Raw genomic sequence first — 22,435 nt, forward strand, 5'->3', positions numbered from 1 at the left:
CGCGGCCGGCGGGACGGGCCCGGCGGTCCGTCACCCGGACGTGGCGGCCTTCTTCCGGCGGCCGGCGACGAACTGCCCGGCGACCACCACGAGCACCGCGATGAGGAACATCGCCGTGCCGATGACATTGATCTGGACGGGGGTGCCCCGCTGGGCCGAACCCCAGACGAACATGGGGAAGGTGACGGCGGTGCCGGAGGTGAAATTGGTGATGATGAAATCGTCGAAGGAGAGCGCGAAGGCGAGCAGCGCGCCCGCCGCGATTCCGGGGGCGGCTATCGGCAGGGTCACCCGCAGAAAGGTCTGCGCCGGCCCCGCGTAGAGATCGCGGGCGGCCTCCTCCAGACGGGGGTCCATGGAGAGCACCCGCGCCTTGACCGCCACCACCACGAAGCTGAGGCAGAACATGGTGTGCGCGATGAGAACAGTCCAGAATCCGAGTTCGGCGCCGAGATTGAGGAAGAGCGTGAGCAGCGAGGCGGCCATGACCACCTCCGGCATCGCCATCGGGAGGAAGATCAGCGCGTTGACCGCGCCGCGCGCCCGGAACCGGTAGCGGACCAGCGCGAAGGCGATCATCACCCCGAGCACCGTGGCCCCGATCGTGGCCCAGAGGGCGATCCGGAGCGAGAGCGCGAGGGAGCCGCAGAGGTCGGGGACGCCGCACGGGTCGCGCCAGGCGTCGGTGGAGAATTCCCGCCAGGAGTAGTTGAACTTTCCGGCGGGGCGGTTGAAGGAGAACACCATCACGACGATGTTCGGCAGTATCAGATAGGCGAGCGTCAGCAGTCCCGCGAGGACCACGGCATTGCGCTTGAGCCATGCCATCGGAGCCATCAGAGCAGATCCTCCGTTCCGGCCCGCCGGATGTAGACGGTGACCATGATGAGCACAACGGCCATGAGAAGGAATGACAGCGCGGCGGCGGTGGGATAGTCGAGCACCCGCAGGAACTGCGACTGGATGACATTGCCGACCATCTTGGTGTCCGTGGAGCCGAGGAGTTCGGCGTTGACGTAGTCACCGCTCGCCGGGATGAAGGTCAGCAGGGTGCCGGAGACCACGCCCGGCATCGACAGCGGGAAGGTCACCTTGCGGAAGGTGGTGGCGGGCCCGGCGTAGAGATCGCCCGCCGCCTCGTGGAGCCGGGGGTCGATCCGCTCCAGCGAGGTGTAGAGCGGCAGCACCATGAAGGGGAGGAAGTTGTACGTCAGACCGGTGACCACGGCCAGCGGGGTGGCGAGCACCCGGGTTCCGTCGGTCAGACCGAGCCAGTTGGTGACGTCCAGGAAGCCGACGGCGCCGAGGACCTCCACCACCGGGCCGCTGTCCGCGAGGATCGTCTTCCAGGCGAGGGTGCGGATCAGGAAGCTGGTGAAGAACGGCGCGATGACCAGCACGAGCAGCAGATGGCGCCAGCGGCCCGCCCTGAAGGCGATCAGATACGCCAGCGGGTAGCCGAGCAGCAGACACAGGGCCGTCGCGGTGCCCGCGTACAGCACCGAGCGGACGAAGTGCGGCCAGTAGTCGGCCAGCGCGTCCGCGTACGTCCGGAAGTGCCAGGTGACGGTGAAGCCCTCTTCCAGGGACCCGGTCTGCACGGAGGTCGAGGCCTGGTAGACCAGCGGGAGCGCGAAGAAGACCAGCAGCCAGAGGATGCCGGGCAGCAGCAGCCAGTAGGGCACGAGCCGGCGGCGGGCGGACGGCCGGTGGACCGCGGGGGCCGGGGGCGGCGGGCCGGGCGGGGCTCCGGGGGCGGGAGCGGGCGCGGTGGTGGTCATGCCGGGTCCCCCACCGTCTCCGCGTCCGCGCCGATCGTCTCCACACCCGCGTCGATGGGCTGCCCGGCGTCGAGCCCGAAGCCGTGCTCGGGGTTCCAGTGGAGGACGACCTCGGCGCCGGGCACCAGCCGGGGGTCCCGCTCGATGTTCTGGACGTACACCTCCAGGTCCGGGCAGACCGGGCTGTCGATGACATACTGCGTGGAGACTCCGATGAAGCCGGCGGCGGCGATGGTTCCGGTGAGACGGTTCCTCCCCGCCGGCACCGAGTCCGCGTCGGCGGCGGGGACCAGGGATATCTTCTCCGGGCGGATTCCGGCCAGCAGCCTGCCGCCGGTGACCGGGGCGGTGGCGCAGCGGCCGGCCGGGAGCCGGAGCCGGGCACCGGCCGCGCTCACCACGACCTCGCCGCCGGAGACCGAAACGACCCCTGCCGCGATGAGGTTGGAGGTGCCCAGGAAGTTGGCGACAAAGGTGGTCCGGGGGTTCTCGTACAGCTCGGCGGGCGCGCCGAGCTGCTCGACCCGGCCGCCGTTCATCACCGCGACCGTGTCGGCCATCGTCATGGCCTCCTCCTGGTCGTGGGTGACATGGACGAAGGTGATGCCGACCTCGGTCTGGATGCGCTTGAGCTCCAGTTGCATCTGCCGGCGCAGTTTGAGGTCGAGCGCGCCGAGGGGTTCGTCGAGCAGCAGCACCCGGGGGTGGTTGATGAGCGCCCGGGCGACGGCGACGCGCTGCTGCTGGCCGCCGGAGAGCTGGTGGGGACGGCGGGCCGCCAGCTCCCCGAGCTGCACCAGGTCGAGCATCTCGCCGACCTGCTTGCGCACCGACCGGATGCCGCGGCGGCGCAGCCCGAAGGCGACATTCTCGTGGATGCTCAGGTGCGGGAAGAGCGCGTAGCTCTGGAAGACGGTGTTGACGGGCCGCCGGTGCGGCGGCAGCCGGGTGACATCGCGGTCGCCGAGGAGGATGGAGCCGGTGGTGGGGTCCTCCAGTCCGGCGATCATCCGCAGGGTGGTGGTCTTGCCGCAGCCGGAGGCGCCGAGCAGCGCGAAGAAGGTGCCCTGCGGGACGGTCAGGTCCAGCGGGTGGACGGCGGTGACGGAGCGGCCGTAGGTCTTGCTGATCCCGGAGAGGCGGACATCGCCGCCCGCTGTGGTGTCGGTCATGGGTCGCGGTCCCAGGGGTAGCGGTGGACGGGGAGAGGGGGTCAGGCGCCGATGAGGGTGGCGAACTTCTCTTCGTACGCCTTCTCCTCCGCGGTGCTCAGCGAGCGGAAGGCATGGGACTTCGCGGCCATGGCCCGGTCCGGGACGATCAGGGTGTTGCGGGCGAGGGCGGGATCGATCTTCGCCAGCTCGGCGCCGACTCCCGCGACCGGGCAGACGTAGTTGATGTACGCGGCGAGCCGGGCGGCGACCGGGAGCCGGTAGTAGTGGTCGATGAGCCGGGTGGCGTTCGCCCGGTGTCTGGCACCGGCCGGCACGAGGAGGTTGTCGCTGGAGGTGACATAGCCGGCCTCGGGTATCGCGAAGGCGATGTCCGGGTTGCCGGCCCGGAGCTGGATGACATCGCCGGCCCAGGCGATACAGGCCGCCAGATCCCCCTTGTCCAGGTCCGAGGTGTAGTCGTTGCCGGTGAACCGCCGGATCTGCTTGCGGTCCACACCCTTCTGGAGCCGCCCGATCGCCTCGTCGTAGTCGGCGTCGGTGAACTTCCCCGGGTCCTTGCCGAGGTCCAGCAGGGTCATCCCGACGGTGTCGCGCATCTCGGTGAGGAAGCCGACCCGCCCTTTGAGAGAGGGGTCGTCCAGCAGCTGGCTGACGGAGTCGACCTTCTTCCCTCCGGTCGCCCGGGTGTTGTAGGCGATGACGGTGGAGATCCCGGTCCAGGGGTACGAGTGGGCGCGGCCCGGGTCCCAGTCGGGGTTGCGGAACTGGGGGGAGAGATGGGTGTACGCGTGGGGCAGCAGCGAGGCGTCGAGCCGCTGGACCCAGCCGAGGCGGATCATCCGGGCGGCGAGCCAGTCGGTGACACAGATCAGGTCCCGGCCGGTGGGCTGGCCGGCCGCGAGCTGCGGCTGGATCTTTCCGAAGAATTCGACGTTGTCGTTGATGTCCTCGGTGTACTTGACCCTGATGCCGGTGCGCCGGGTGAAGTCGCCGAGGGTGGGGCGGCTCTTCTTGTCCTCGCCGATGTCCATGTACTCGGTCCAGTTGGAGAAGATCACCTCCTTCTCCTCGGCCGAGTGGTCGTCGGAGGACTCGGCCCCGCCCTCGCGCTTGGCGGGCGGGATGCCGCAGGCGGCGAGGGTGGTGAGTCCGGCGAGGGTGAGGGCGCCGGTGCCGGTGGCGCGCAGCAGCGAGCGGCGGGTGAGGGCCCCCCGGCCCGTGGTGAGGCTGCGCCGTACCGCCGCCAGGTGGGCCGGGGCGGGGCCGTCGGGCTCGTACGGATACATGATCGGTGGCCTTTCGGGATGCGGTGCGCCCTTGCGGGACGGGACGGGTGCGGTGCGGTCGCCGGGTGGGGCCGGGGTGGGGTGGGGTGGGGGCCCTGAGGTGGGGGCGGAGGGTGGGAGGGCAGAGGGGTCAGCGGTCGCCGAGGACGGTGCGGTGCCAGTCCTTGCGCACGGCTGCGGTGTTGTCGAACATCACATGCTTGACCTGCGTGTACTCGTCGAAGGAGTACACCGACATGTCCTTGCCGTAGCCGGAGGCGCCATACCCGCCGTGCGGCATCTCGCTGATGATCGGGATGTGGTCGTTGATCCAGACGCAGCCGGCCCGCAGCTCCCGGGTGGCGCGGTTGGCGCGGAAGACATCGCGGGTCCAGGCGGAGGCGGCGAGGCCGTAGGGGGTGTCGTTGGCGAGCGCGATGCCCTCGTCGTCCGCGTCGAAGGGGAGCACGGCGAGGACCGGGCCGAAGACCTCGGACTGGACGATCTCGCTGTCCTGGGCCGCGTCCGCGATCAGCGTCGGCGCGTAGTAGGCGCCCCCGTTGCCGGGCGCCGTGCCGCCGGTGACCACCCGCGCGTAGCCGCGCGCCCGCTCCACGAAGCCCGCCACCCGGTCGCGCTGGACATGCGAGACCAGCGGCCCCAGATCGGTCGCGGGGTCGAACGGGTCGCCGACCCTGACCGTGGCCATGACATCGGCGATCCCCGCCATCACCTCGTCGTACAGCGGGCGCTGGATGTAGACGCGGGTGGCGGCGGTGCAGTCCTGGCCGGAGTTGATCAGCGCGCCGGCGACCGCGCCCCGGACGGCGGCGGCGGGGTCGGCGTCGTCGAAGACGACGAAGGGGGCCTTGCCGCCGAGTTCGAGGTGGAGGCGTTTCGCGGTGGCGGCGGCGAGCGCCGCGACCCGGCGGCCGACGGCGGTGGAGCCGGTGAAGGAGACCATGGCGACATCGGGGTGGGTGACGAGCCGCTCGCCCGCCTCCCGTCCCGCGCCGGAGACCACGTTGACCACGCCGTCCGGGATGCCCGCGTCCGTCGCGGCCTGGGCGAACATCAGCGAGGTCAGCGGGGTGGTCTCGGCCGGTTTGAGGACGACGGTGTTGCCCGCGGCGATGGCCGGGAGGATCTTCCAGGCCGCCATCTGGAGCGGATAGTTCCAGGGCGCGATGGAGCCGATGACCCCGATCGGTTCACGACGTACGTAGGAGGTGTGGTCGCCGCTGTACTCACCGGCCGACTGCCCCTGGAGCCGGCGGGCCGCGCCCGCGAAGAAGGCGGTGTTGTCGATGGTGCCGGGGACGTCGAACCCGGCGCTGAGCCGGAGCGGCTTCCCGCACTGGAGGGACTCGGTGCGGGCGAGCTCCCCGGCCCGGCCGGCGAGGACGGAGGCGAAGCGGTGCAGGGCGTCGGAGCGCTCGCCCGGGGTGGCTCCCGCCCACCCGGGGAAGGCCGCGCGGGCGGCGGCGACGGCCGTGTCGACATCGTCCGCGCCCGCCAGGGCGTAGCCGAGGAGCCTCGCTCCGGTGGCGGGGTCGACGATGTCCTGGGTGCGCCCCGAGGTGCCGGGCCTCAGCCGCCCGCCGGTGTACTGCGCGCCGTCCGCGAAGCGGTCGAGACCGTGGTCGCCGTTGCCCATGACGCTCTCCGTTGTTCTGGTCGCTCTTGTCGGTTCTTGCCAGTTCTTTGCTGGTTCTTACCGGTTCTTGCTGGTTCTTGTCGCTTGCTCTGCTCTTGCGGTTCCCGCTCGTCCGCCGTGCCCGTGCGGCGGCCGGCCTGTCGGCCGCCGTTGTTCCGGCCGGAATTGATTGCCGATCCTGACAGAGCACCTGTTCGCCAACAAGTGATTCCGTAGTTGCCTTTTGGTTACGCGACGGAATCGGTCGACCATCTGTCGTGTCGGCGGGTCATGGACCGTACGGAGTGTCAGTGGTGGATGCGAGACTCGCGTGCATGGGGAATCACACGTCGGCACATGAGCTGATCCGCCAGGTCAGCACGGGTGAGCGGATCAGGTATCTGTACTTCTGGGGCCATGCCCCGCGGCGGGACGGGCGGATCGGCGCGAGCTGCCTCAGCCAGTGGTGGCCCTCACCGTTCGTGGTCGACGGCGTGCGGTACCCGACGGCGGAGCACTGGATGATGGCGGCCAAGGCCCGGCTGTTCGGCGACGCGGAGGCGGAGGAGCGGGTGCTCGCCGCGCGGACCCCGGCCGAGGCCAAGAAGGCCGGGCGTCTGGTGCGCGATTTCGACGAGGCGGTGTGGGAGCGCGAGCGGTTCGCGACCGTGCGCTCGGGCAGCGTCCACAAGTTCGGTCAGCACGCCGGGCTGCGGACGTTTCTGCTCGCCACCGGGGACCGGGTGCTGGTCGAGGCCAGCCCGACCGACCGGGTGTGGGGCATCGGGCTGGCCGCGGCCGATGAGCGGGCGCATGATCCGGCCCGCTGGCTGGGGCTGAATCTGCTGGGGTTCGCGCTGATGGAGGCGAGACAGGAGCTGCGGGGCCGCGCCGCCGACACGGTCTGAGCGCGGAGGCACGTACCGAACCCGGGGGCCCGTACCAAACCGGCGGCACGGACCGAACCGGCGGCACGGCGCGAGCGCGACCGCGACCGGTCCGAGCGCGATCCCCCGGCCCGGGCCCGGCGGCGCGGGGGCGCGGCTGTCACCAGGTGGTGGAGAGGCCACCGCCCGCGCCGTACCACGGGTCCTCCACGGAGGAGTCCGCGTCCATGGACAGTCCCCAGACGGTCAGCGCGAGGAACGCGGTGCCGAGCGCCAGCCCGATGGAGCCCAGGATGATGCCCGCGAGCGCCACCCCGCCGTTGTCGGCCTCGCCACGCCGATGACGCCTGCGTCCGATGATGCCGAAGATCAGCGCGAGACCGCCGAAGAGGACCCCGGGAACACCCCAGAGGCAGAAGAAGGTGACGGCGAGGATGCCGAGCACCAGGGACGCGACCCCCATCCCGTTCGACGGGGCGACCGGCGGCTGCCAGCCGCTCGGCGGATAGCCCTGGTAGCCGGGGTGGGCCGGATAGCCCCCGCCGTAGGGAGGGAGGGGAGCGGTGGTGTGTCCGAAGGGAACGGCCCCCGGCTGGGGCTGGGACCAGCCACCGGGTGCGGTGGGCGGCGGCGGTACCGCGCCGGTGCCGGCCCCGGGCATGGACGTGACGGTGGGCTGCTGGTGCACATACGGGGCGGCGGGCGCGGCCCCCGGCGTCTCCAGCGGCACATCGGGCCGGGTGGTGCCGCTCCCGCCGGGCCACGGCGTGTTCTGCGGGGTGTCACCGTGCTGAGGGGCTCCGCCCTGCTGCGGCGGCGCCCAGGGATCACGGTCGAGCGGCTCGGGCGTGCCCGGCGGCTGGGACTGCTGGTCTGACACTGCTGTTCCCCCGTTCGTGGTCCGGTCATGCTAAAGCCTGCGCTCCACGGAGTACCGCCCGCCTACGATGATCCCCTAATCGAACGACCGATCGCACCCGGAGGACCCGATGACCGACCTGCGCCCCTTCATCGAGGGACTCCCCAAGGCCGAACTGCATGTGCACCATGTCGGCTCGGCCTCCCCGCGCATCGTCGCCGAGCTGGCGGCCCACCACCCCGATTCCCGGGTCCCCACCGACCCCGAGGCGCTCGCGGACTACTTCACCTTCACCGACTTCGCGCACTTCATCGAGGTCTATCTCTCGGTGGTGAGCCTGATCCGCACCCCGGAGGACGTACGGCTGCTCACCTTCGAGGTGGCCCGCGACATGGCCCGGCAGAACGTCCGCTACGCGGAGCTGACCGTCACCCCCTTCAGCTCCACCCGCCGGGGCATCGAGGAGCGGGCCTTCATGGAGGCGATCGAGGACGCCCGGAAGGCCGCCGAGGCCGAGTTGGGCGTCGTCCTGCGCTGGTGTTTCGACATCCCGGGCGAGGCGGGGCTCGAAGCCGCCGAAGAGACCACCCGGCTGGCGCTGGACCTGCGCCCCGAGGGGCTGGTCTCCTTCGGGCTCGGCGGGCCGGAGATCGGTGTGCCCAGGCCGCAGTTCAAGCCGTACTTCGACCGGGCCATCGCGGCCGGGCTGCACTCCGTGCCGCACGCCGGGGAGACCACCGGACCGCAGACGATCTGGGACGCGCTCCAGGAGCTGGGGGCCGAGCGCATCGGCCATGGCACCACCGCCGCGCAGGACCCGGCGCTGCTGGCCCATCTCGCCGAGCGGCGCATCCCGCTGGAGGTCTGCCCCACCTCCAATCTGGCCACCCGGGCCGTGACCGACCTCGACCGGCACCCGGTCCGGGAGATGGTCGCGGCCGGTGTGCTGGTGACGATCAACAGCGACGACCCCCCGATGTTCGGCACCGATCTGAACAACGAGTACGCGGTGGCGGCCCGGCTGCTCGATCTCGACGAGCGCGGTGTGGCGGAGCTGGCCAAGAACGCGGTGCACGCGTCCTTCCTCGACCCGGCGGGCAAGGCGAGGATCGCCGGGGAGATCGACACCTACACGGCGTCCTGGCTCGCCGGCCGCTGACGGGCCCCGGCCGGAGGCCACCCGCGGCCCCGGGGCTGACCCGCCCCGGGTCCGCAGGGTCCGCCCCGGGTCCGCGCCCCGGACCCGCAGGGTCCGCCCGGGTCCGCGCCCCGGACCCGCCGCCGGTCCCGTCGTCGGCCCCGCCGCCCCGGGGCCCGCGGTGAACAATGGGAGCCATGCGTACCGTCACCGCCGTAGGCCACCGAGGCGATCCGTACCTCGTCCGTGAGAACACCCTCCCCTCCCTCCGCTCCGCCGCCGCCCGGGGCGCGGACGCGGTGGAGATCGATGTGCGGCTCACCGCCGACGGAGTCCCCGTGCTGTTGCACGACTCCACACTGAAGCGGCTCTGGGGCCACGACCGCCCGCTGGCGCGGCTCTCCCGTGCCGAGGTGGCGGGGCTGACCGCCGGCGGGGTGCCGACCCTGGAGGAGGCGCTGCGGACCCTGGAGGGGCTCGGCGGCTGCCGGGTGATGATCGACCTCCCCGGCGCCACGCCCGAGACCGTGCGGAGGGTGGTCGGCGCCGTCCACGACCACGGCGCGGCGGAGCGCGCGTACTACTGCGCGGGCCCGGCCACCATGCTCGCGGTGCGCGCCGCCGACCCCGCCGCCGAGATCGCCCTGACATGGACCTCGCTGGCCCCGCCGCGCCCCGTCCTGCTGGACGCGCTCCGTCCCCGTACGCTCAACTACCGCTTCGGTCTGGTCGGCCGGGCTCTCGTGGACCGGGTCCACGGCGACGGAATGCTCGTCTCCGCGTGGACGGCGGACACGCGGCGCACCATGCGGTCACTGGTCCGGGCGGGCGTCGACTCGATCACCACCAACCGGGTGGACACCCTGCGCTCGGTGCTCGGCGCCCCGGACCGGCGTCCTTGATCCTTCCGGCATGATGGACCGCCGGGCCCTGTACCCCGGCCGAGGAGCACTGATGAACGACAGGATTCGCACCGACGTCGCCCACAACGCCAGAGTCTGGAACCACTGGCTGCACGGGAAGGACAACTACCCGGTCGACCGCACGGTCGGCGACCACATCACCGGTCTCTATCCCAGCATCGGCGAGGTCGCCCGCGCCGATCGGGCGTTCCTGGGCCGGGTGGTGGGCCATCTGACCGCCGAGCGCGGCATACGGCAGTTCCTGGACATCGGTACGGGGCTGCCGACCGCCGAGAACACCCATGAGGTGGCCCAGCGCATCGCGCCGGAGTCCCGGATCGTCTATGTCGACAACGATCCGATCGTGCTGGCGCACGCCCGCGCGCTGCTCACCAGCTCGCCCGAGGGCTCGACCGAGTATCTGGACGCGGACGCCCACGACCCGGAGGGGATTCTGCGCGCGGTCACCCCGACGCTGGACCTCGGCCGGCCGGTGGCGGTGATCATGCTCGGGATTCTCAACTTCGTGCTGGACACCGACGAGGCCCGCTCCATCGTCCGCACCCTGATGGCCTCGGTCCCCTCCGGCAGCGCCCTGGTGCTGACGCATCCGACGCTGGAGCTGGGGGGCGAGGGCAACGCGGAGGCGATGGCGTTCTGGAACGAGAACGCGACCCCGCCGATCACCGCGCGCACCGGCGAGGAGATCGCCTCGTTCCTGGAGGGGCTGGAGGTGCTGGAGCCCGGTCTGGTCTCCTGCTCGCGCTGGCGCCCGGGCACAGCGGGGGAGGAACCGCCCCTGGTGGCGCAGTACGGCGTGGTGGGACTCAAGCCGTAACGCGGCACGGGCCCCGGCGGCGGGCGCGGCGAACCCCGGCCGCAGGCGCGGCGGGACCCGGAACCATCGGGCACGGCGGGCGCCGGCCGGCAGGCGCGGCGAACCCCGGCGGCGGGCACGGCGGGACCCGGAGCCGTCGGGCACGGCGAACCCCGGCCGTCGGCAGGGCGGGCCCCGAACCGTCCTGCGCGCGGAAGGGGCGGGGCCTCACCGCCGGGACTTCCCGGCGGTGAGCCCCCGCCCCTTCCGGCGCGGCGCCCGCGCGGCGGTGGGCCGCCCGGCGCCGTCCGTGCGCCTCAGGCGTCGAGCGCGGTCATCACGTGCTTGACACGGGTGTAGTCGTCGAAGCCGTACGCCGACAGGTCCTTGCCGTACCCCGACTTCTTGAAGCCGCCGTGGGGCATCTCCGCCACCAGCGGGATGTGGGTGTTGATCCAGACACAGCCGAAGTCGAGCGCCTTCGACATCCGCATGGCCCGGCCGTGGTCCTTCGTCCAGACCGAGGACGCGAGGGCGAACTCCACCCCGTTGGCCCACTCCAGCGCCTGCGCCTCGTCGGCGAAGGACTGAACGGTGATCACCGGCCCGAAGACCTCGTTCTGGATGATCTCGTCGTCCTGCCGGAGCCCGGAGACGACGGTCGGGGCGTAGAAGTACCCCTTCTCGCCGACCCGGTGGCCGCCCGCCTCGACCTTGGCGTGGGCCGGCAGCCGCTCGATGAAGCCGGAGACCTGGGCGAGCTGGCCGGCGTTGTTCAGCGGGCCGTAGAGCACGTCCTCGTCGTCCGGCGCGCCGGTCCTGGTCTCGGCGGCGGCCTTGGCGAGCGCGGCCACGAACTCGTCGTGGATGGACTCGTGGACGAGCACCCGGGTGGCGGCCGTACAGTCCTGGCCCGCGTTGAAGTACCCCGCGACCGCGATCTCCTCGGTGGCCTTGGCGATGTCGGTGTCCTCGAAGACCACGACCGGGGCCTTGCCGCCCAGCTCCAGGTGGACGCGCTTGACGTCCTTGGCGGCGGAGGCGGCGACCTGGACGCCCGCGCGGACCGACCCGGTGATGGAGGCCATGGCCGGGGTCGGGTGCTCGACCATCGCGCGGCCCGTCTCGCGGTCGCCGCAGATGACGTTGAAGACGCCCTGGGGCACGATCGCGCCGATGATCTCGGCGATCAGCACGGTGGAGGCGGGGGTGGTGTCCGAGGGCTTGAGCACCACGGTGTTGCCCGCGGCCAGCGCCGGGGCGAATTTCCACACGGCCATCATCATCGGGTAGTTCCACGGCGCGACCTGCGCGCAGACACCGACCGGCTCGCGGCGGATCATGGAGGTGAAGCCCTCCATGTACTCACCGGCGGAGCGCCCCTCCAGCATCCGGGCCGCGCCCGCGAAGAACCGGATCTGGTCCACCATCGGGGGGACCTCCTCGGTGCGGACCAGCTCCAGCGGCTTGCCGGTGTTCTCCGACTCGGTGGCGATCAGGTCCTCGGCGCGCTCCTCGAACGCGTCCGCGATCTTGAGAAGCACCTTCTGGCGCTCGGCGGGGGTGGTGTCCCGCCAGGCGGGGAAGGCGGCCTCGGCGGCCTCCATGGCCGCGTCGACGTCGGCGTCCCCGGAGAGCGGGGAGACGGCGTAGACCTCGCCGGTGGCCGGGTTGATGACGTCGATCGTCCGCCCGTCGGCGGCGTCCCGGAACTCCCCGTTGATGTAGTTGCGCAGACGACGCAGCTCGGTGGTCACTGTGGCCACCCTCCTGTCTGTTCTCCGTGGGTCCGATGGGTGCGGGTCCAATGGGTGAGACACATACACCCGAGAAGGCCCACCCTAGCGCCAAGAGTGACGCTTTCGACAGGCCCGACCCGTTGCACCTGCGGATTCAGCAATATTCAATGTCTTCAACAACGAATTTCATCGCTCAGGGCTTGCACGACGGACGACTCCCGGTGCATGGTGAGTTTGTGGCCAGTCGAAGCGCAGACTCCAGGACAGGGAACGGGTCGTCCCCGACGATCGACGCCGTCTCCCTCGCGATCATCGAGCAGCTCCAGGAGGACGGGCGCCGTCCCTACGCCGCGATCGGCAAGGCCGTGGGCCTCTCCGAAGCGGCGGTGCGGCAGCGCGTCCAGAAGCTGCTCGACCAGGGCGTGATGCAGATCGTCGCCGTCACCGACCCGCTCACCGTGGGTTTCCGGCGTCAGGCGATGGTGGGCATCCAGGTCGAGGGCGACCTCGACCCGGTCGCGGAGGCGCTGACCGCCATGGCCGAATGCGAGTACGTGGTGATGACCGCGGGCTCCTTCGACCTGATGGTGGAGGTCGTCTGCGAGGACGACGACCACCTCCTCGAAGTGATCAACAAACGGATTCGCGCACTCCCCGGTGTGCGGTCCACCGAGAGCTTCGTCTACCTCAAGCTCAAGAAGCAGACCTACATGTGGGGAACCCGATAGCCGTGAGCCAGGACCTCTCCAAGACCGCCTACGACCACCTGTGGATGCACTTCACCCGCATGTCGTCGTACGAGAACTCCCCCGTGCCCACCATCGTCCGCGGTGAGGGCACCTATATCTTCGACGACAAGGGCAAGCGCTACATCGACGGCCTGGCCGGCCTCTTCGTGGTCAACGCGGGCCACGGCCGGGTCGAGCTGGCGGAGACCGCCTACAAGCAGGCCCAGGAGCTGGCCTTCTTCCCGATCTGGTCCTATGCCCACCCCAAGGCCGTCGAGCTGGCCGAGCGCCTCGCGCACGAGGCCCCCGGCGACCTGAACAAGGTCTTCTTCACCACCGGCGGCGGCGAGGCGGTCGAGACCGCCTGGAAGCTCGCCAAGCAGTACTGGAAGCTGAAGGGCCACCACACCAAGTACAAGGTCATCTCGCGTGCGGTCGCCTACCACGGCACCCCGCAGGGCGCCCTGTCCATCACCGGCCTGCCCGCGCTGAAGGCCCCCTTCGAGCCGCTGGTCCCCGGCGCGCACAAGGTGCCCAACACCAACATCTACCGCGCCCCGATACACGGCGACGACCCCGAGGCCTTCGGCCGCTGGGCCGCCGACCAGATCGAGCAGGAGATCCTCTTCGAGGGCCCCGAGACCGTCGCGGCCGTCTTCCTGGAGCCGGTGCAGAACGCCGGCGGCTGCTTCCCGCCGCCGCCCGGCTACTTCCAGCGCGTCCGCGAGATCTGCGACCAGTACGACGTCCTGCTCGTGTCGGACGAGGTCATCTGCGCCTTCGGCCGCCTCGGCACGACCTTCGCCTGTGACAAGTTCGGCTACATCCCGGACATGATCACCTGCGCCAAGGGCATGACGTCGGGCTACTCCCCGATCGGCGCCTGCATCATCTCCGACCGGCTCGCCGAGCCGTTCTACAAGGGCGACAACACCTTCCTGCACGGCTACACCTTCGGCGGCCACCCCGTCTCCGCCGCCGTCGGCGTCGCCAACCTCGACATCTTCGAGCGCGAGGGCCTCAACCAGCACGTCCTGGACAACGAGGACGCCTTCCGGGCCACCCTGGAGAAGCTGTACGACCTGCCGATCGTCGGCGATGTCCGCGGCAACGGCTTCTTCTACGGCATCGAGCTGGTGAAGGACAAGGCCACCAAGGAGACCTTCACCGACGAGGAGACGGAGCGCGTGCTGTACGGCTTCCTCTCCAAGGCGCTGTACGAGAACGGTCTGTACTGCCGGGCCGACGACCGCGGCGACCCGGTCATCCAGCTCGCGCCGCCGCTGGTCGCCGACCAGACGACGTTCGACGAGATCGAGCAGGTGCTGCGGACCGTCCTCACGGAGGCCTGGACCAAGCTCTGACCCCGCCCCCGGCCGGACTCCGCTCCGCCCCGGGAGCGGGCTCCGGCCCCGCCGCACCCCCGTCGTGCCACGGCCCGGGTACGCCCATCCGAGTGGATGGCGCGTACCCGGGCCGTGTGGTTACCGGGACCCCGCATCCGGCTGCCTAGCGTGCGAGTGACCGATCAGCCCTGACGTCGTTCCCCCGTACGGGGGACGGCGAATCTGATCAGAACCGAGGTGTACGCCATGGTGGCCCCGCCGGACAACGACGCGCTCTGGGCACGCTCCCTCCACCACTCCCCCGCCGGGTCGCCCGCGCTCGCCGGAGTCTCGCTCGGTGTGCGGGAGGGCGAGATCCTCGCCGTGTGCGGGCCCCGGGGCAGCGGTAAGACCACACTCCTGCACTGCCTCTCCGGCCAGACCGTCGCCGACGACGGCGAGGTGTGGTTCCACAGCACCGCCGTGCACACGCTCTCCGCGCTCCAGCGCGAACGGCTGCGGCGGGAGCACTTCGGCTGGATCGGCCCCGAGCCCTCGCTCGTCCCGGAGCTGACCGTCTGGGAGAACGTCGCGCTGCCGCTGCTGCTGCGCGGCGCCTCCCCCCGCCGGGCCAGGGCCGCCGCGCTGGAGGGGCTGGACCGGCTGGACGTCGGCGCGTGCGCCCCGCTGCGGCCGTACGCCCTCACCCAGCCGCAGCGCCAGCGGGCCGCCACCGCGCGGGCGCTGATCGCGCTCCCGCCGGTGCTGTTCGCGGACGAGCCGACGGCCACCCTGCACCGCGCGGACCGGGCCCTGGTGCTGCGGACCCTGCTGGCCGTGGCCCGCTCGCACCGGATCACCGTCGTCCTGGCCACCTGCGACCCCGAGACCGGGGCGCTCGCCGACCGGACGATCACCCTCGCGGACGGCCGGCGGGTGGGTTCGCCGGACGCCGCCGACGCGGAAGGCCAGGCCGAGTGCTCGCTCTCCGTCTAGTCCGTGGCGGCCACCCCGTCGTCCTGCTGCGCCGGCTGCTGGTGGCGGCGGCCTCGGGAGGCGTGGGCTTTCTGCTGCTCTGCTCACTGACGTACGCCCTCGCCCACCCCGGCGACCCCGGCGCCTCGCTGCCGCGGCTCGCCTGGTGTGCCGTACCGCTGGCCGCGACGGCGCACTTCGCGGTGGTGGTGGCCCGTACGGACCCGGCCACCCGCCCCCGTACCGGACTCTCCGCCTTCGGGCTCGGGCCCGGCCGGCTCGCCGCGCTGGCCGCGGCCTCCACCGCCGTGGCCGGGGCGCTCGGCAGCGCGCTCGCGCTGCTGCTCTTCCTCCATCTGCGGGGCGATCTCACCGGGCTTCCGTTCGACGGGGCGGCGGCCGGGCCGCTCGCCTCCGGGGAGCCGCTGCCGCTGGGGGCGGCGCTGACTCTGCTGGCCCTCGCCCCGCTCACCGCGACGGCCGCCACCGCTCTGGCGCTGCGCGGACGGCCCTGCGGCCCCGAAGCGGCGACCGGGCCGGGGACCGGTCCGGGACCGGTCCCGGGCCCCGGTTCCGCCTCCGGCGCGGGCGAGGGGTTCGGGGAGGTGTCCGCGCCGGTGGGGACCCGGCCGCCCGGCGGGCTGCCCTGGGGGTGCGCGCTCACCACCGCGGGCCTGGCGGTCGGCACCTACGCGGCCCGGGGCGGCACCGCCGTGGCGCTCCCGCTGCCCAGCGGGTTCGACGCCCACCCGGCCGGGGTACTGGTGGGCTGGGCGCTCACCGCCGTGGGCCTCGCGGTCGCCGGACCCGCCCTCACCCACTTCTGCGGACGCCTCCTCCAGGCGGCGCGCCCCGGCGCCGTCCGGCTGCTGGCCGGCCGCATCCTGATGGAGGAGGCCCGCCGGATCGGCCGCCCGCTGGGCGTGGTCTGCGCCGTCGCCTCGGCCGTGATCACGGCCCGGACGCTGTACGGGACCGAGGCGCACCCCTTCGGTCCGCTGACCGGCCTCGGCGCGGGGCTGGTCGTCGCCTGTACGACCGCGACCCTGCTCACCTCGGCCGTGGAGGCGCGCCAGTCCCGCTCGGACGCGAGCCGGGAACTGCGCCGCCTCGGCGCCCCCGCGAACGCCCTGCGGCTGGCGGCGCTGCTGCGGGTGCTGGTGCTGGTGGCCGTGCTCGCGCCGCTGACCTGGGCGGTGGCGACACTGGCCGCGATGCCGCTGATCCGCTGATCCACCGGGGCGGGCGGGGCACCCGGACCCGGGGCATGACCTCCGAGGTCATCGACCGTCCCCGTACCGCACGGCAGGATCGTGCGCACCAGCCCGGCACGGGGCCGGGAGCCGGTCCGCGGCGACCGGCCCGGCCCGGCGACGACCGTCCGGACCCGACCCGGACCGGCGACCCGAGGGGACCCCATGACCATCGACACACGCACACCCGCCCGTACCGGCGCGCTTCCCCGCCCGGACACCGCGGACCGCACCCGGGCCGCCGTGCTGGAGTTCCTGGCCCGGACCCAGGAGGGCGACCCCGAGCGGATCGCCGCGCTGTTCGCCCCCGAGGTCGCCTGGACGATCGCCGAGAACCCGGCCGTCCCCTGGATTCGCCCGCGCCGCACCCGCGCCGATGTGGCCGGCCACTTCCGTGAGCTGGCCGAGGGCCGGCGGGCCGACCCGGAGGGCACCAGCGTCGACGCGATCACGGTGGACGGGGAGGACGCCCTGCTCAGCGGCCGGCTGGCGGGCACGGTCCACGCGACCGGGAAACCGTTCGCCTCCCCCTTCACCCTGGGTCTCACGGTCCGCGACGGTCTGATCGTCCGCTACCACGTCGTCGAGGACGCCCTCGCCATCGCGGCGGCCTGCACTCCCGGCTGACCGGGCCGAGGACCGGACCGGAGCGGTCCGGTCAGCCCAGCACCACGACCTCGTCGGCCGCGAAGACCACCCCGACCTCGGCCCCCTCCGCCGGGACATCACGCAGCGGAACCTCCGCCTCCAGGGGAGGGCCGGCGGCGGGCCGCAGCCGCATCGCCACATGGTGGCCCCGGAACGTGCCCGACTCGGCGATACAGCGCAGCCCCTCCCCGGGAGCGGTGACCCGGACGCCTCCGGGGCGCACCAGAACCGTGCGCTCCCCCTCCGGGGAGCCCTCCGGCACCGGGAGCCGGCCCCACACCGTCTCCGCCGAACCCCCGGCGACCGTCGCCGGCACCACATTGTCGAAGCCCAGGAAGCGGGCCACGAACTCGTCGGCGGGCCGCCGCCAGACCTCCAGCGGGGTGCCCGCCTGGGCGATGGCGCCGTCCCGCATCACCACGACCCGGTCGGCGAGCGCGAAGGCCTCGCCCTGGTCGTGGGTGACGGCGAGCACCGTGGTGCCCAGCCGGCCGAACAGCTCGCGCAGCTCGATCACCAGCCGCTCCCGCAGTCCCCGGTCGAGCTGGCCGAGCGGCTCGTCCAGCATCAGCAGCCGGGGCTCGGGGGCCAGCGCACGCGCCAGCGCCACCCGCTGCTGCTCCCCGCCGGAGAGCGCGGCGATGGAGCGGCGGCCTGCTCCGGGCAGCCCCACCAGCTCCAGCAGCTCCGTGACCCGGCGCTCCCGCTCGGCCCGCCCGGCCCCGCGCATCCGCAGCCCGAAGGCGACATTGCCGCCGACATCGTGCTGCGGGAAGAGCTGATGGTCCTGGAACATCAGCCCGAGCCCGCGCCGGTGCACCGGCACACCCGACTGGTCGGCGCCGTCCAGCAGCACCCGGCCCGCGTCCGTGCCCTGGAGTCCGGCCACCGCCCTGAGCAGGGTGGACTTCCCGCTGCCGCTCGGCCCGAGCACACAGACGACCTCGTGCTCGGCGACCCTCAGACCGACCGAGTCGAGCGCCTGCCGCGCCCCGAAGCGCACGGTCACCCCGTCAAGCTCCAGCAACGCCATCAGAACTCCCCAGCAGTGGAACCACGGACCCGGGTCCTCTCCAGTACCAGCAGCGCCACCGCGCACACCACCATCAGAATCGTGCTCAGGGCCATCGCCTGCCCGTAGTTCAGCTCCCCGGGCCGTCCCAGCAGCCGGGCCACCGCCACCGGGAGGGTGGGGTGGTCGGGGCGGGCGATGAAGACGGTCGCCCCGAACTCACCGAGCGAGACCGCGAAGGCGAACCCGGCGGCGATCAGCAGGGCCCTGCGGACCAGCGGGAAGTCGACCTCGCGCCACACCCGCAGCGGGGAGGCGCCCAGCACCGCGGCGGCCTCCCGCAGCCGCCCGTCCACCGCGCGCAGCACGGGCAGCATGGTCCGTACGACAAAGGGGACCCCGACCAGGGCCTGCGCGAGCGGCACCAGAATCCAGGAGGTCCGCAGATCGAGCGGCGGCTCGTCGAGCGTGATCAGGAATCCGAAGCCGACCGTCACCGCCGACACCCCGAGCGGCAGCATCAGCAGCGCGTCGAAGCCCCGCACCAGCCGTCCGGCCCGCCGGGTGAGGGCGGCGGCGGCGAGGCCGCCGACGGTCACGGCGATGGCGGTGGCCGCCAGGGCGTACTGGAGGGAGTTCCACAGCGCGTCGATCGGCGGTACGAGGAAGACCGCGCCGCGCTCGTCGAGGGTGCCGAGGGCCCGGTAGTAGTCCAGGCCGTAGCCCCCGGGGGTGTCGAAGGAGCGCTCGATCAGCACCACGAGCGGGGTGAGCAGCAGAGCCGCGATGGTGGTGAGCACCCCGCCGAACAGGGCCCACTGCGCCGCGCCGCGCGGACGGCGCGCGGTCCGCGCGGGGTCCACCAGCTTCAGCGCGGTCTCCCGGCGCCGGACGGTCCGGGCGTGCACGGCGAGCACGGCGCCGACCGCGGCGAACTGGACCAGGGTGAGCACGGCGGCCGTGCGCAGATCCAGGAGCTGGGCGGTCTGCCGGTAGATCTCCACCTCCAGGGTGGCGAAGGCCGGTCCGCCGAGGATCTGGACGACGCCGAAGGAGGTGAAGGTGAAGAGGAAGACCATCAGCGCGGCGGCGGCGATCGCCGGGGCCAGCGCCGGGAGTGTCACCCGCCGCCAGGCCGTGAACCTGCCCGCGCCCAGCACCCGGGCGGCCTCCTCCTGGCGCGGGTCCAGCTGGGCCCAGAGCCCGCCCACGGTCCGGACGACGACGGCGTAGTTGAAGAAGACATGGGCCAGCAGGATGGCCCAGACGCTGGTGTCGAGCCGGATGCCCCACAGCTCGTCCAGGACTCCGCCGCGCCCGAGGAGGGCGAGGAAGGCGCTGCCGACGACGACGGTCGGCAGCACGAACGGCACGGTGACGGCGGCCCGCAGCAGCCGTTTGCCGGGGAAGTCGTAGCGGGCGAGGACATACGCGCCGGGAAGGGCGATCAGCAGGGTGAGCGCGGTGGAGGCCAGGGCCTGCCAGGTGGTGAACCAGAGCACCCGCTGGAGATCGGCCCGGCCGAGCACCTCGCCGATCTGCCCGAACTGCCACACTCCGCCCAGCCGCAGACCCCGGCCGACGATGGCGGCGACGGGGTAGGCGAAGAAGACGGCGAGGAACGCGACGGGCACGGCCATCAGAGCGAGCCGCGACGCGACGCCCCTGGCCCCGCCCGCCCCGGCCGGGGTCCGCCCGGCCGGGGCCCCGGGGGCTGGTGCCGCTACTTCACGACGAGCGAGGACCACGACTGGACCCACTGCTCCCGGTTGTCGGCGATCTTCTGGGGGGCGAGGGTCTCCGGCTTGTCGACCACCGCGCCGAACTCGGTGAACAGCTCGGGCAGCTTCGCGTCCTTGATCACCGGATTGACGAACATGTTCAGCGGCATGTCCTCCTGGAAGTCGCGGGAGATCAGGAAGTCCAGCAGCGCCTTGCCGCCCGCCTCGTTCTTCGCGCCCTTGAGCAGCCCGGCGAACTCGATCTGGCGGAAGCAGGTGCCGGTGGCGACGCCGGTGGGGGCCTCGGACGGCTGGGGCTTGGAGTAGAGGACCTCGACGGGCGGGCTGGAGGCGTAGGAGACGACCAGCGGCCGGTCGGCCTTGGCCTTCCGGCCGCCGGCGGAGCCGGAGAACTCCTCGTTGTAGGCCTGGTCCCAGCCGTCGACGACCTTGACGCCGTTGTCCTTGAGCTTCTTCCAGTAGTCCTGCCAGCCGTCGTCGCCGTAGCGGGCGACCGTGCCGAGGACGAAGCCGAGGCCCGGGGAGGAGGTGGCCGCGTTCTCCACCACCAGCAGATCGCGGTACTCGGGCTTGATCAGGTCGTCGAAGCTCTCCGGGGGCGCCAGCTTCTTGTCGGTGAAGTACTTCTTGTCGTAGTTGACGCAGATGTCGCCGGTGTCGACGGGGGTCACCCGGTGCTTCTCGCGGTCGAGCCGCACCGCGCTCTCGACCCGGTCGAGGCCCTTGGCCTCGTACGGGGTGAAGAGCCCGTTGTCGAGCGCGCGCGAGAGGAGGGTGTTGTCGACGCCGAAGAACACATCGCCCTGGGGAGCGCCCTTGGTGAGGATCTCCTTGTTCAGCGCGGAGCCGGCGTCCCCGCTCTTGAGCACCTTGACCCGGTAGCCGGTCTCCTTGGTGAACTGCTTCAGCACGGCGGGCGAGGCGGCGAACGACTCATGGCTGACGAGGGTGACGGTCTTGGAGGTGGAGCCGGATTCCCCGGAGTCCCCGGAGCCGCCGGACGAGGAGCCGCCGCCGCAGGCCGCGAGCGCGGTGACGCCCAGCGCGGCGGCGAGCGCGGTGACGGTGATCTTCTTGGTTCTCACTGAGATTCCTCCTGGAGTGACCAGGAAGAGACGCGGCCCTGCCCGGATCTCTCGGAGAATCCGGGCAGGGCGCAACAGCTTGAGTAACGACCGAACTTCCTACCCGGAATGACCCGGGCGAGGTTCAGAGGGTCTGCGGTCTGATGGGTACCGCACTCTCAGCGCTGTGGCGCTCCCCTGTCGGAAATATGCAGATGTCATCCCTGCGGATGTTGGAGCCCAGAGTACAAGGTCCGCGATCCGCGGTGGCAGGGCCCTGTCAGCGGGGGCACCGGCCGCCGTGGCCGGGCTGAGCCCGGGCTCAGCGGCCGGTGCCTCAGCGCTCGGCGGCGGCGAGCTGGCCGCACGCGCCGTCGATCTCCTGGCCCCGGGTGTCCCGCACGGTCACCGGCACCCCGTGGGCGGCGATGGCCTCGACGAACGCCTTCTCGTCCTCCGGCCGGGACGCGGTCCACTTGGACCCCGGCGTCGGGTTGAGCGGGATCAGGTTCACATGGACCCGCCGGCCCTTGAGGAGACGGCCGAGGAGGTCGCCGCGCCACGCCTGGTCGTTGATGTCGCGGATCAGGGCGTACTCGATGGAGACCCGGCGGCCGGACTTCTCCGCGTACTCCCAGGCGGCGTCCAGAACCTCGCGGACCTTCCAGCGCGTGTTGACCGGGACGAGGGTGTCGCGCAGCTCGTCGTCGGGCGCGTGGAGCGAGACGGCGAGCCGGCACTTGAAGCCCTCGTCCGCGAACCGCAGCATCGCGGGCACCAGGCCGACGGTGGAGACGGTGATGCCGCGCTGGGTGATGCCGAGCCCGTCGGGCTCCGGGTCGGTGAGGCGGCGGATGGCGCCCACGACCCGCTTGTAGTTGGCCAGCGGCTCGCCCATCCCCATGAAGACGATGTTCGACAGCCGGGCCGGTCCCCCGGGGACCTCGCCGTCGCGGAGCGCGCGCATGCCGTCGACGATCTGGTGGACGATCTCGGCGGTGGACAGATTGCGGTCCAGGCCCGCCTGTCCGGTGGCGCAGAAGGGGCAGTTCATCCCGCAGCCGGCCTGGGACGAGATGCACATGGTGACCCGGTCCGGGTAGCGCATCAGCACCGACTCGACGAGGGTGCCGTCGTGCAGGCGCCACAGGGTCTTGCGGGTGGTGTCGTCGTCGCAGGAGATATGGCGGACGACGGACATCAGATCGGGAAGCAGCTCCGAGGCCAGCTTCTCCCGCGCGGCGGCCGGGATGTCGGTCCACTGGGCCGGGTCGTGGGCGTACCGCGCGAAGTAGTGCTGTGAGAGCTGCTTGGCGCGGAACGGCTTCTCGCCGATCGCGGCGACGGCGTCCTTGCGCTCGGCGGGCGTGAGGTCGGCGAGGTGCCGCGGGGGCTTCTTGGCTCCGCGGGGCGCGACAAAGGTCAATTCTCCGGGCTTGGGCATGGTCTCTCCAGTGTCGCAGAGATACGACAAGGGGCTCGCCACCCT

Annotated in this window: 20 protein-coding genes; 9 read left to right on the forward strand and 11 right to left on the reverse strand. The window is 72.1% G+C overall.

What is annotated here, in order from left to right; genetic code table 11:
* Positions 1-30: 30 nt before the first annotated feature.
* From ABT122_RS06550 to ABT122_RS06570, 5 genes are all read right to left on the reverse strand, one after another.
* Positions 31-828 carry an ABC transporter permease gene (locus tag ABT122_RS06550; RefSeq protein WP_502976108.1) on the reverse strand — a complete coding sequence of 266 codons (798 nt, stop codon included), beginning with the start codon at positions 826-828 and terminating at the stop codon, positions 31-33.
* An 8-nt stretch (positions 829-836) separates the two neighbouring features.
* Entirely contained in the window at positions 837-1,781 is a 945-nt protein-coding gene (locus ABT122_RS06555; protein WP_351546323.1) for an ABC transporter permease, read from the reverse strand.
* Entirely contained in the window at positions 1,778-2,953 is a 1,176-nt protein-coding gene (locus ABT122_RS06560; protein WP_351546326.1) for an ABC transporter ATP-binding protein, read from the reverse strand. Before ABT122_RS06560 ends, ABT122_RS06555 begins: the two co-directional genes overlap by 4 nt.
* Positions 2,954-2,994: 41 nt before the next feature.
* Complete coding sequence (locus ABT122_RS06565) at positions 2,995-4,242, reverse strand: ABC transporter substrate-binding protein (protein WP_351546329.1); 1,248 nt, start codon at positions 4,240-4,242, stop codon at positions 2,995-2,997.
* Between the two features lie 130 nt (positions 4,243-4,372).
* Positions 4,373-5,878: a gamma-aminobutyraldehyde dehydrogenase gene (locus tag ABT122_RS06570; RefSeq protein WP_351546332.1), complete on the reverse strand. Its 1,506-nt coding sequence runs from the start codon at positions 5,876-5,878 to the stop codon at positions 4,373-4,375.
* A gap of 314 nt (positions 5,879-6,192) precedes the next feature.
* Between ABT122_RS06570 and ybiA the strand changes: the two genes are divergently transcribed.
* Positions 6,193-6,765 (forward strand): riboflavin biosynthesis intermediates N-glycosidase, encoded by a 573-nt coding sequence (gene ybiA / locus ABT122_RS06575; protein WP_351546335.1) that lies wholly within the window; start codon positions 6,193-6,195, stop codon positions 6,763-6,765.
* A 139-nt stretch (positions 6,766-6,904) separates the two neighbouring features.
* Here the strand turns inward: ybiA and ABT122_RS06580 are convergent, their stop codons facing one another.
* A complete protein-coding gene (locus ABT122_RS06580) occupies positions 6,905-7,624 on the reverse strand; it encodes a DUF4190 domain-containing protein (protein ID WP_351546338.1) in 720 nt (239 codons plus the stop codon).
* A 109-nt stretch (positions 7,625-7,733) separates the two neighbouring features.
* Here ABT122_RS06580 and ABT122_RS06585 point away from each other — a divergent pair, with 109 nt between their 5' ends.
* The 3 genes from ABT122_RS06585 to ABT122_RS06595 all read left to right on the forward strand — a co-directional run bounded on the left by ABT122_RS06585 (position 7,734) and on the right by ABT122_RS06595 (position 10,481).
* On the forward strand, positions 7,734-8,762 hold the full coding sequence (locus ABT122_RS06585) for an adenosine deaminase (protein ID WP_351546341.1): 1,029 nt from the start codon (positions 7,734-7,736) through the stop codon (positions 8,760-8,762).
* Positions 8,763-8,938: 176 nt separating this feature from the next.
* Positions 8,939-9,643: a glycerophosphodiester phosphodiesterase gene (locus tag ABT122_RS06590; protein WP_351546344.1), complete on the forward strand. Its 705-nt coding sequence runs from the start codon at positions 8,939-8,941 to the stop codon at positions 9,641-9,643.
* Between the two features lie 52 nt (positions 9,644-9,695).
* The gene (locus tag ABT122_RS06595) at positions 9,696-10,481 is read left to right on the forward strand and encodes an SAM-dependent methyltransferase (RefSeq protein WP_351546347.1); all 786 of its coding nucleotides are present in this window, start codon (positions 9,696-9,698) and stop codon (positions 10,479-10,481) included.
* Between the two features lie 296 nt (positions 10,482-10,777).
* Here ABT122_RS06595 and ABT122_RS06600 read toward each other — a convergent pair whose 3' ends face one another.
* Positions 10,778-12,217 carry a gamma-aminobutyraldehyde dehydrogenase gene (locus ABT122_RS06600; protein ID WP_351546535.1) on the reverse strand — a complete coding sequence of 480 codons (1,440 nt, stop codon included), beginning with the start codon at positions 12,215-12,217 and terminating at the stop codon, positions 10,778-10,780.
* Positions 12,218-12,435: 218 nt separating this feature from the next.
* Between ABT122_RS06600 and ABT122_RS06605 the strand changes: the two genes are divergently transcribed.
* The 5 genes from ABT122_RS06605 (at position 12,436) to ABT122_RS06625 (ending at position 17,107) form a co-directional block, all read left to right on the forward strand.
* A complete protein-coding gene (locus ABT122_RS06605) occupies positions 12,436-12,927 on the forward strand; it encodes an Lrp/AsnC family transcriptional regulator (RefSeq protein WP_351546349.1) in 492 nt (163 codons plus the stop codon).
* Positions 12,912-14,291, forward strand: a complete 1,380-nt coding sequence (locus ABT122_RS06610; RefSeq protein WP_351546352.1) for an aspartate aminotransferase family protein — start codon at positions 12,912-12,914, stop codon at positions 14,289-14,291. Before ABT122_RS06605 ends, ABT122_RS06610 begins: the two co-directional genes overlap by 16 nt.
* 228 nt (positions 14,292-14,519) lie before the next feature.
* The gene (locus tag ABT122_RS06615) at positions 14,520-15,248 is read left to right on the forward strand and encodes an ABC transporter ATP-binding protein (RefSeq protein ID WP_351546355.1); all 729 of its coding nucleotides are present in this window, start codon (positions 14,520-14,522) and stop codon (positions 15,246-15,248) included.
* Positions 15,230-16,459, forward strand: a complete 1,230-nt coding sequence (locus ABT122_RS06620; protein WP_351546358.1) for a hypothetical protein — start codon at positions 15,230-15,232, stop codon at positions 16,457-16,459. The genes ABT122_RS06615 and ABT122_RS06620 overlap by 19 nt, the downstream gene beginning before the upstream one ends.
* Positions 16,460-16,645: 186 nt before the next feature.
* Positions 16,646-17,107 carry a nuclear transport factor 2 family protein gene (locus tag ABT122_RS06625; protein WP_351546361.1) on the forward strand — a complete coding sequence of 154 codons (462 nt, stop codon included), beginning with the start codon at positions 16,646-16,648 and terminating at the stop codon, positions 17,105-17,107.
* 31 nt (positions 17,108-17,138) lie between these two features.
* On the opposite strand, the gene ABT122_RS06630 is transcribed toward ABT122_RS06625, so the two are convergent.
* The 4 genes from ABT122_RS06630 to rlmN all read right to left on the reverse strand — a co-directional run bounded on the left by ABT122_RS06630 (position 17,139) and on the right by rlmN (position 22,390).
* Complete coding sequence (locus tag ABT122_RS06630) at positions 17,139-18,161, reverse strand: ABC transporter ATP-binding protein (RefSeq protein ID WP_351546364.1); 1,023 nt, start codon at positions 18,159-18,161, stop codon at positions 17,139-17,141.
* Entirely contained in the window at positions 18,161-19,888 is a 1,728-nt protein-coding gene (locus ABT122_RS06635; RefSeq protein ID WP_451069328.1) for an ABC transporter permease, read from the reverse strand. The genes ABT122_RS06630 and ABT122_RS06635 overlap by 1 nt, the downstream gene beginning before the upstream one ends.
* On the reverse strand, positions 19,864-20,967 hold the full coding sequence (locus tag ABT122_RS06640) for a thiamine ABC transporter substrate-binding protein (protein ID WP_351546370.1): 1,104 nt from the start codon (positions 20,965-20,967) through the stop codon (positions 19,864-19,866). The genes ABT122_RS06635 and ABT122_RS06640 overlap by 25 nt, the downstream gene beginning before the upstream one ends.
* A 316-nt stretch (positions 20,968-21,283) precedes the next feature.
* Entirely contained in the window at positions 21,284-22,390 is a 1,107-nt protein-coding gene (gene rlmN / locus ABT122_RS06645; protein ID WP_351546373.1) for a dual-specificity RNA methyltransferase RlmN, read from the reverse strand.
* Positions 22,391-22,435: the final 45 nt, after the last annotated feature.

The organism is Streptomyces sp. NPDC001985, from assembly GCF_040296845.1.
Taxonomy (GTDB): Bacteria; Actinomycetota; Actinomycetes; order Streptomycetales; family Streptomycetaceae; genus Streptomyces.

Excerpts from the sequence above, each read along its gene's own strand:
- ABT122_RS06630 (WP_351546364.1), bottom strand. The coding sequence starts at position 18,161 with ATGGCGTTGCTGGAGCTTGACGGGGTGACCGTGCGCTTCGGGGCGCGG.
- ABT122_RS06550 (WP_502976108.1), bottom strand. The coding sequence starts at position 828 with ATGGCATGGCTCAAGCGCAATGCCGTGGTCCTCGCGGGACTGCTGACG.
- ybiA (WP_351546335.1), top strand. The coding sequence starts at position 6,193 with ATGGGGAATCACACGTCGGCACATGAGCTGATCCGCCAGGTCAGCACG.
- ABT122_RS06595 (WP_351546347.1), top strand. The coding sequence starts at position 9,696 with ATGAACGACAGGATTCGCACCGACGTCGCCCACAACGCCAGAGTCTGG.
- ABT122_RS06585 (WP_351546341.1), top strand. The coding sequence starts at position 7,734 with ATGACCGACCTGCGCCCCTTCATCGAGGGACTCCCCAAGGCCGAACTG.
- ABT122_RS06570 (WP_351546332.1), bottom strand. The coding sequence starts at position 5,878 with ATGGGCAACGGCGACCACGGTCTCGACCGCTTCGCGGACGGCGCGCAG.
- rlmN (WP_351546373.1), bottom strand. The coding sequence starts at position 22,390 with ATGCCCAAGCCCGGAGAATTGACCTTTGTCGCGCCCCGCGGAGCCAAG.
- ABT122_RS06555 (WP_351546323.1), bottom strand. The coding sequence starts at position 1,781 with ATGACCACCACCGCGCCCGCTCCCGCCCCCGGAGCCCCGCCCGGCCCG.
- ABT122_RS06560 (WP_351546326.1), bottom strand. The coding sequence starts at position 2,953 with ATGACCGACACCACAGCGGGCGGCGATGTCCGCCTCTCCGGGATCAGC.
- ABT122_RS06625 (WP_351546361.1), top strand. The coding sequence starts at position 16,646 with ATGACCATCGACACACGCACACCCGCCCGTACCGGCGCGCTTCCCCGC.
- ABT122_RS06615 (WP_351546355.1), top strand. The coding sequence starts at position 14,520 with ATGGTGGCCCCGCCGGACAACGACGCGCTCTGGGCACGCTCCCTCCAC.
- ABT122_RS06590 (WP_351546344.1), top strand. The coding sequence starts at position 8,939 with ATGCGTACCGTCACCGCCGTAGGCCACCGAGGCGATCCGTACCTCGTC.
- ABT122_RS06565 (WP_351546329.1), bottom strand. The coding sequence starts at position 4,242 with ATGTATCCGTACGAGCCCGACGGCCCCGCCCCGGCCCACCTGGCGGCG.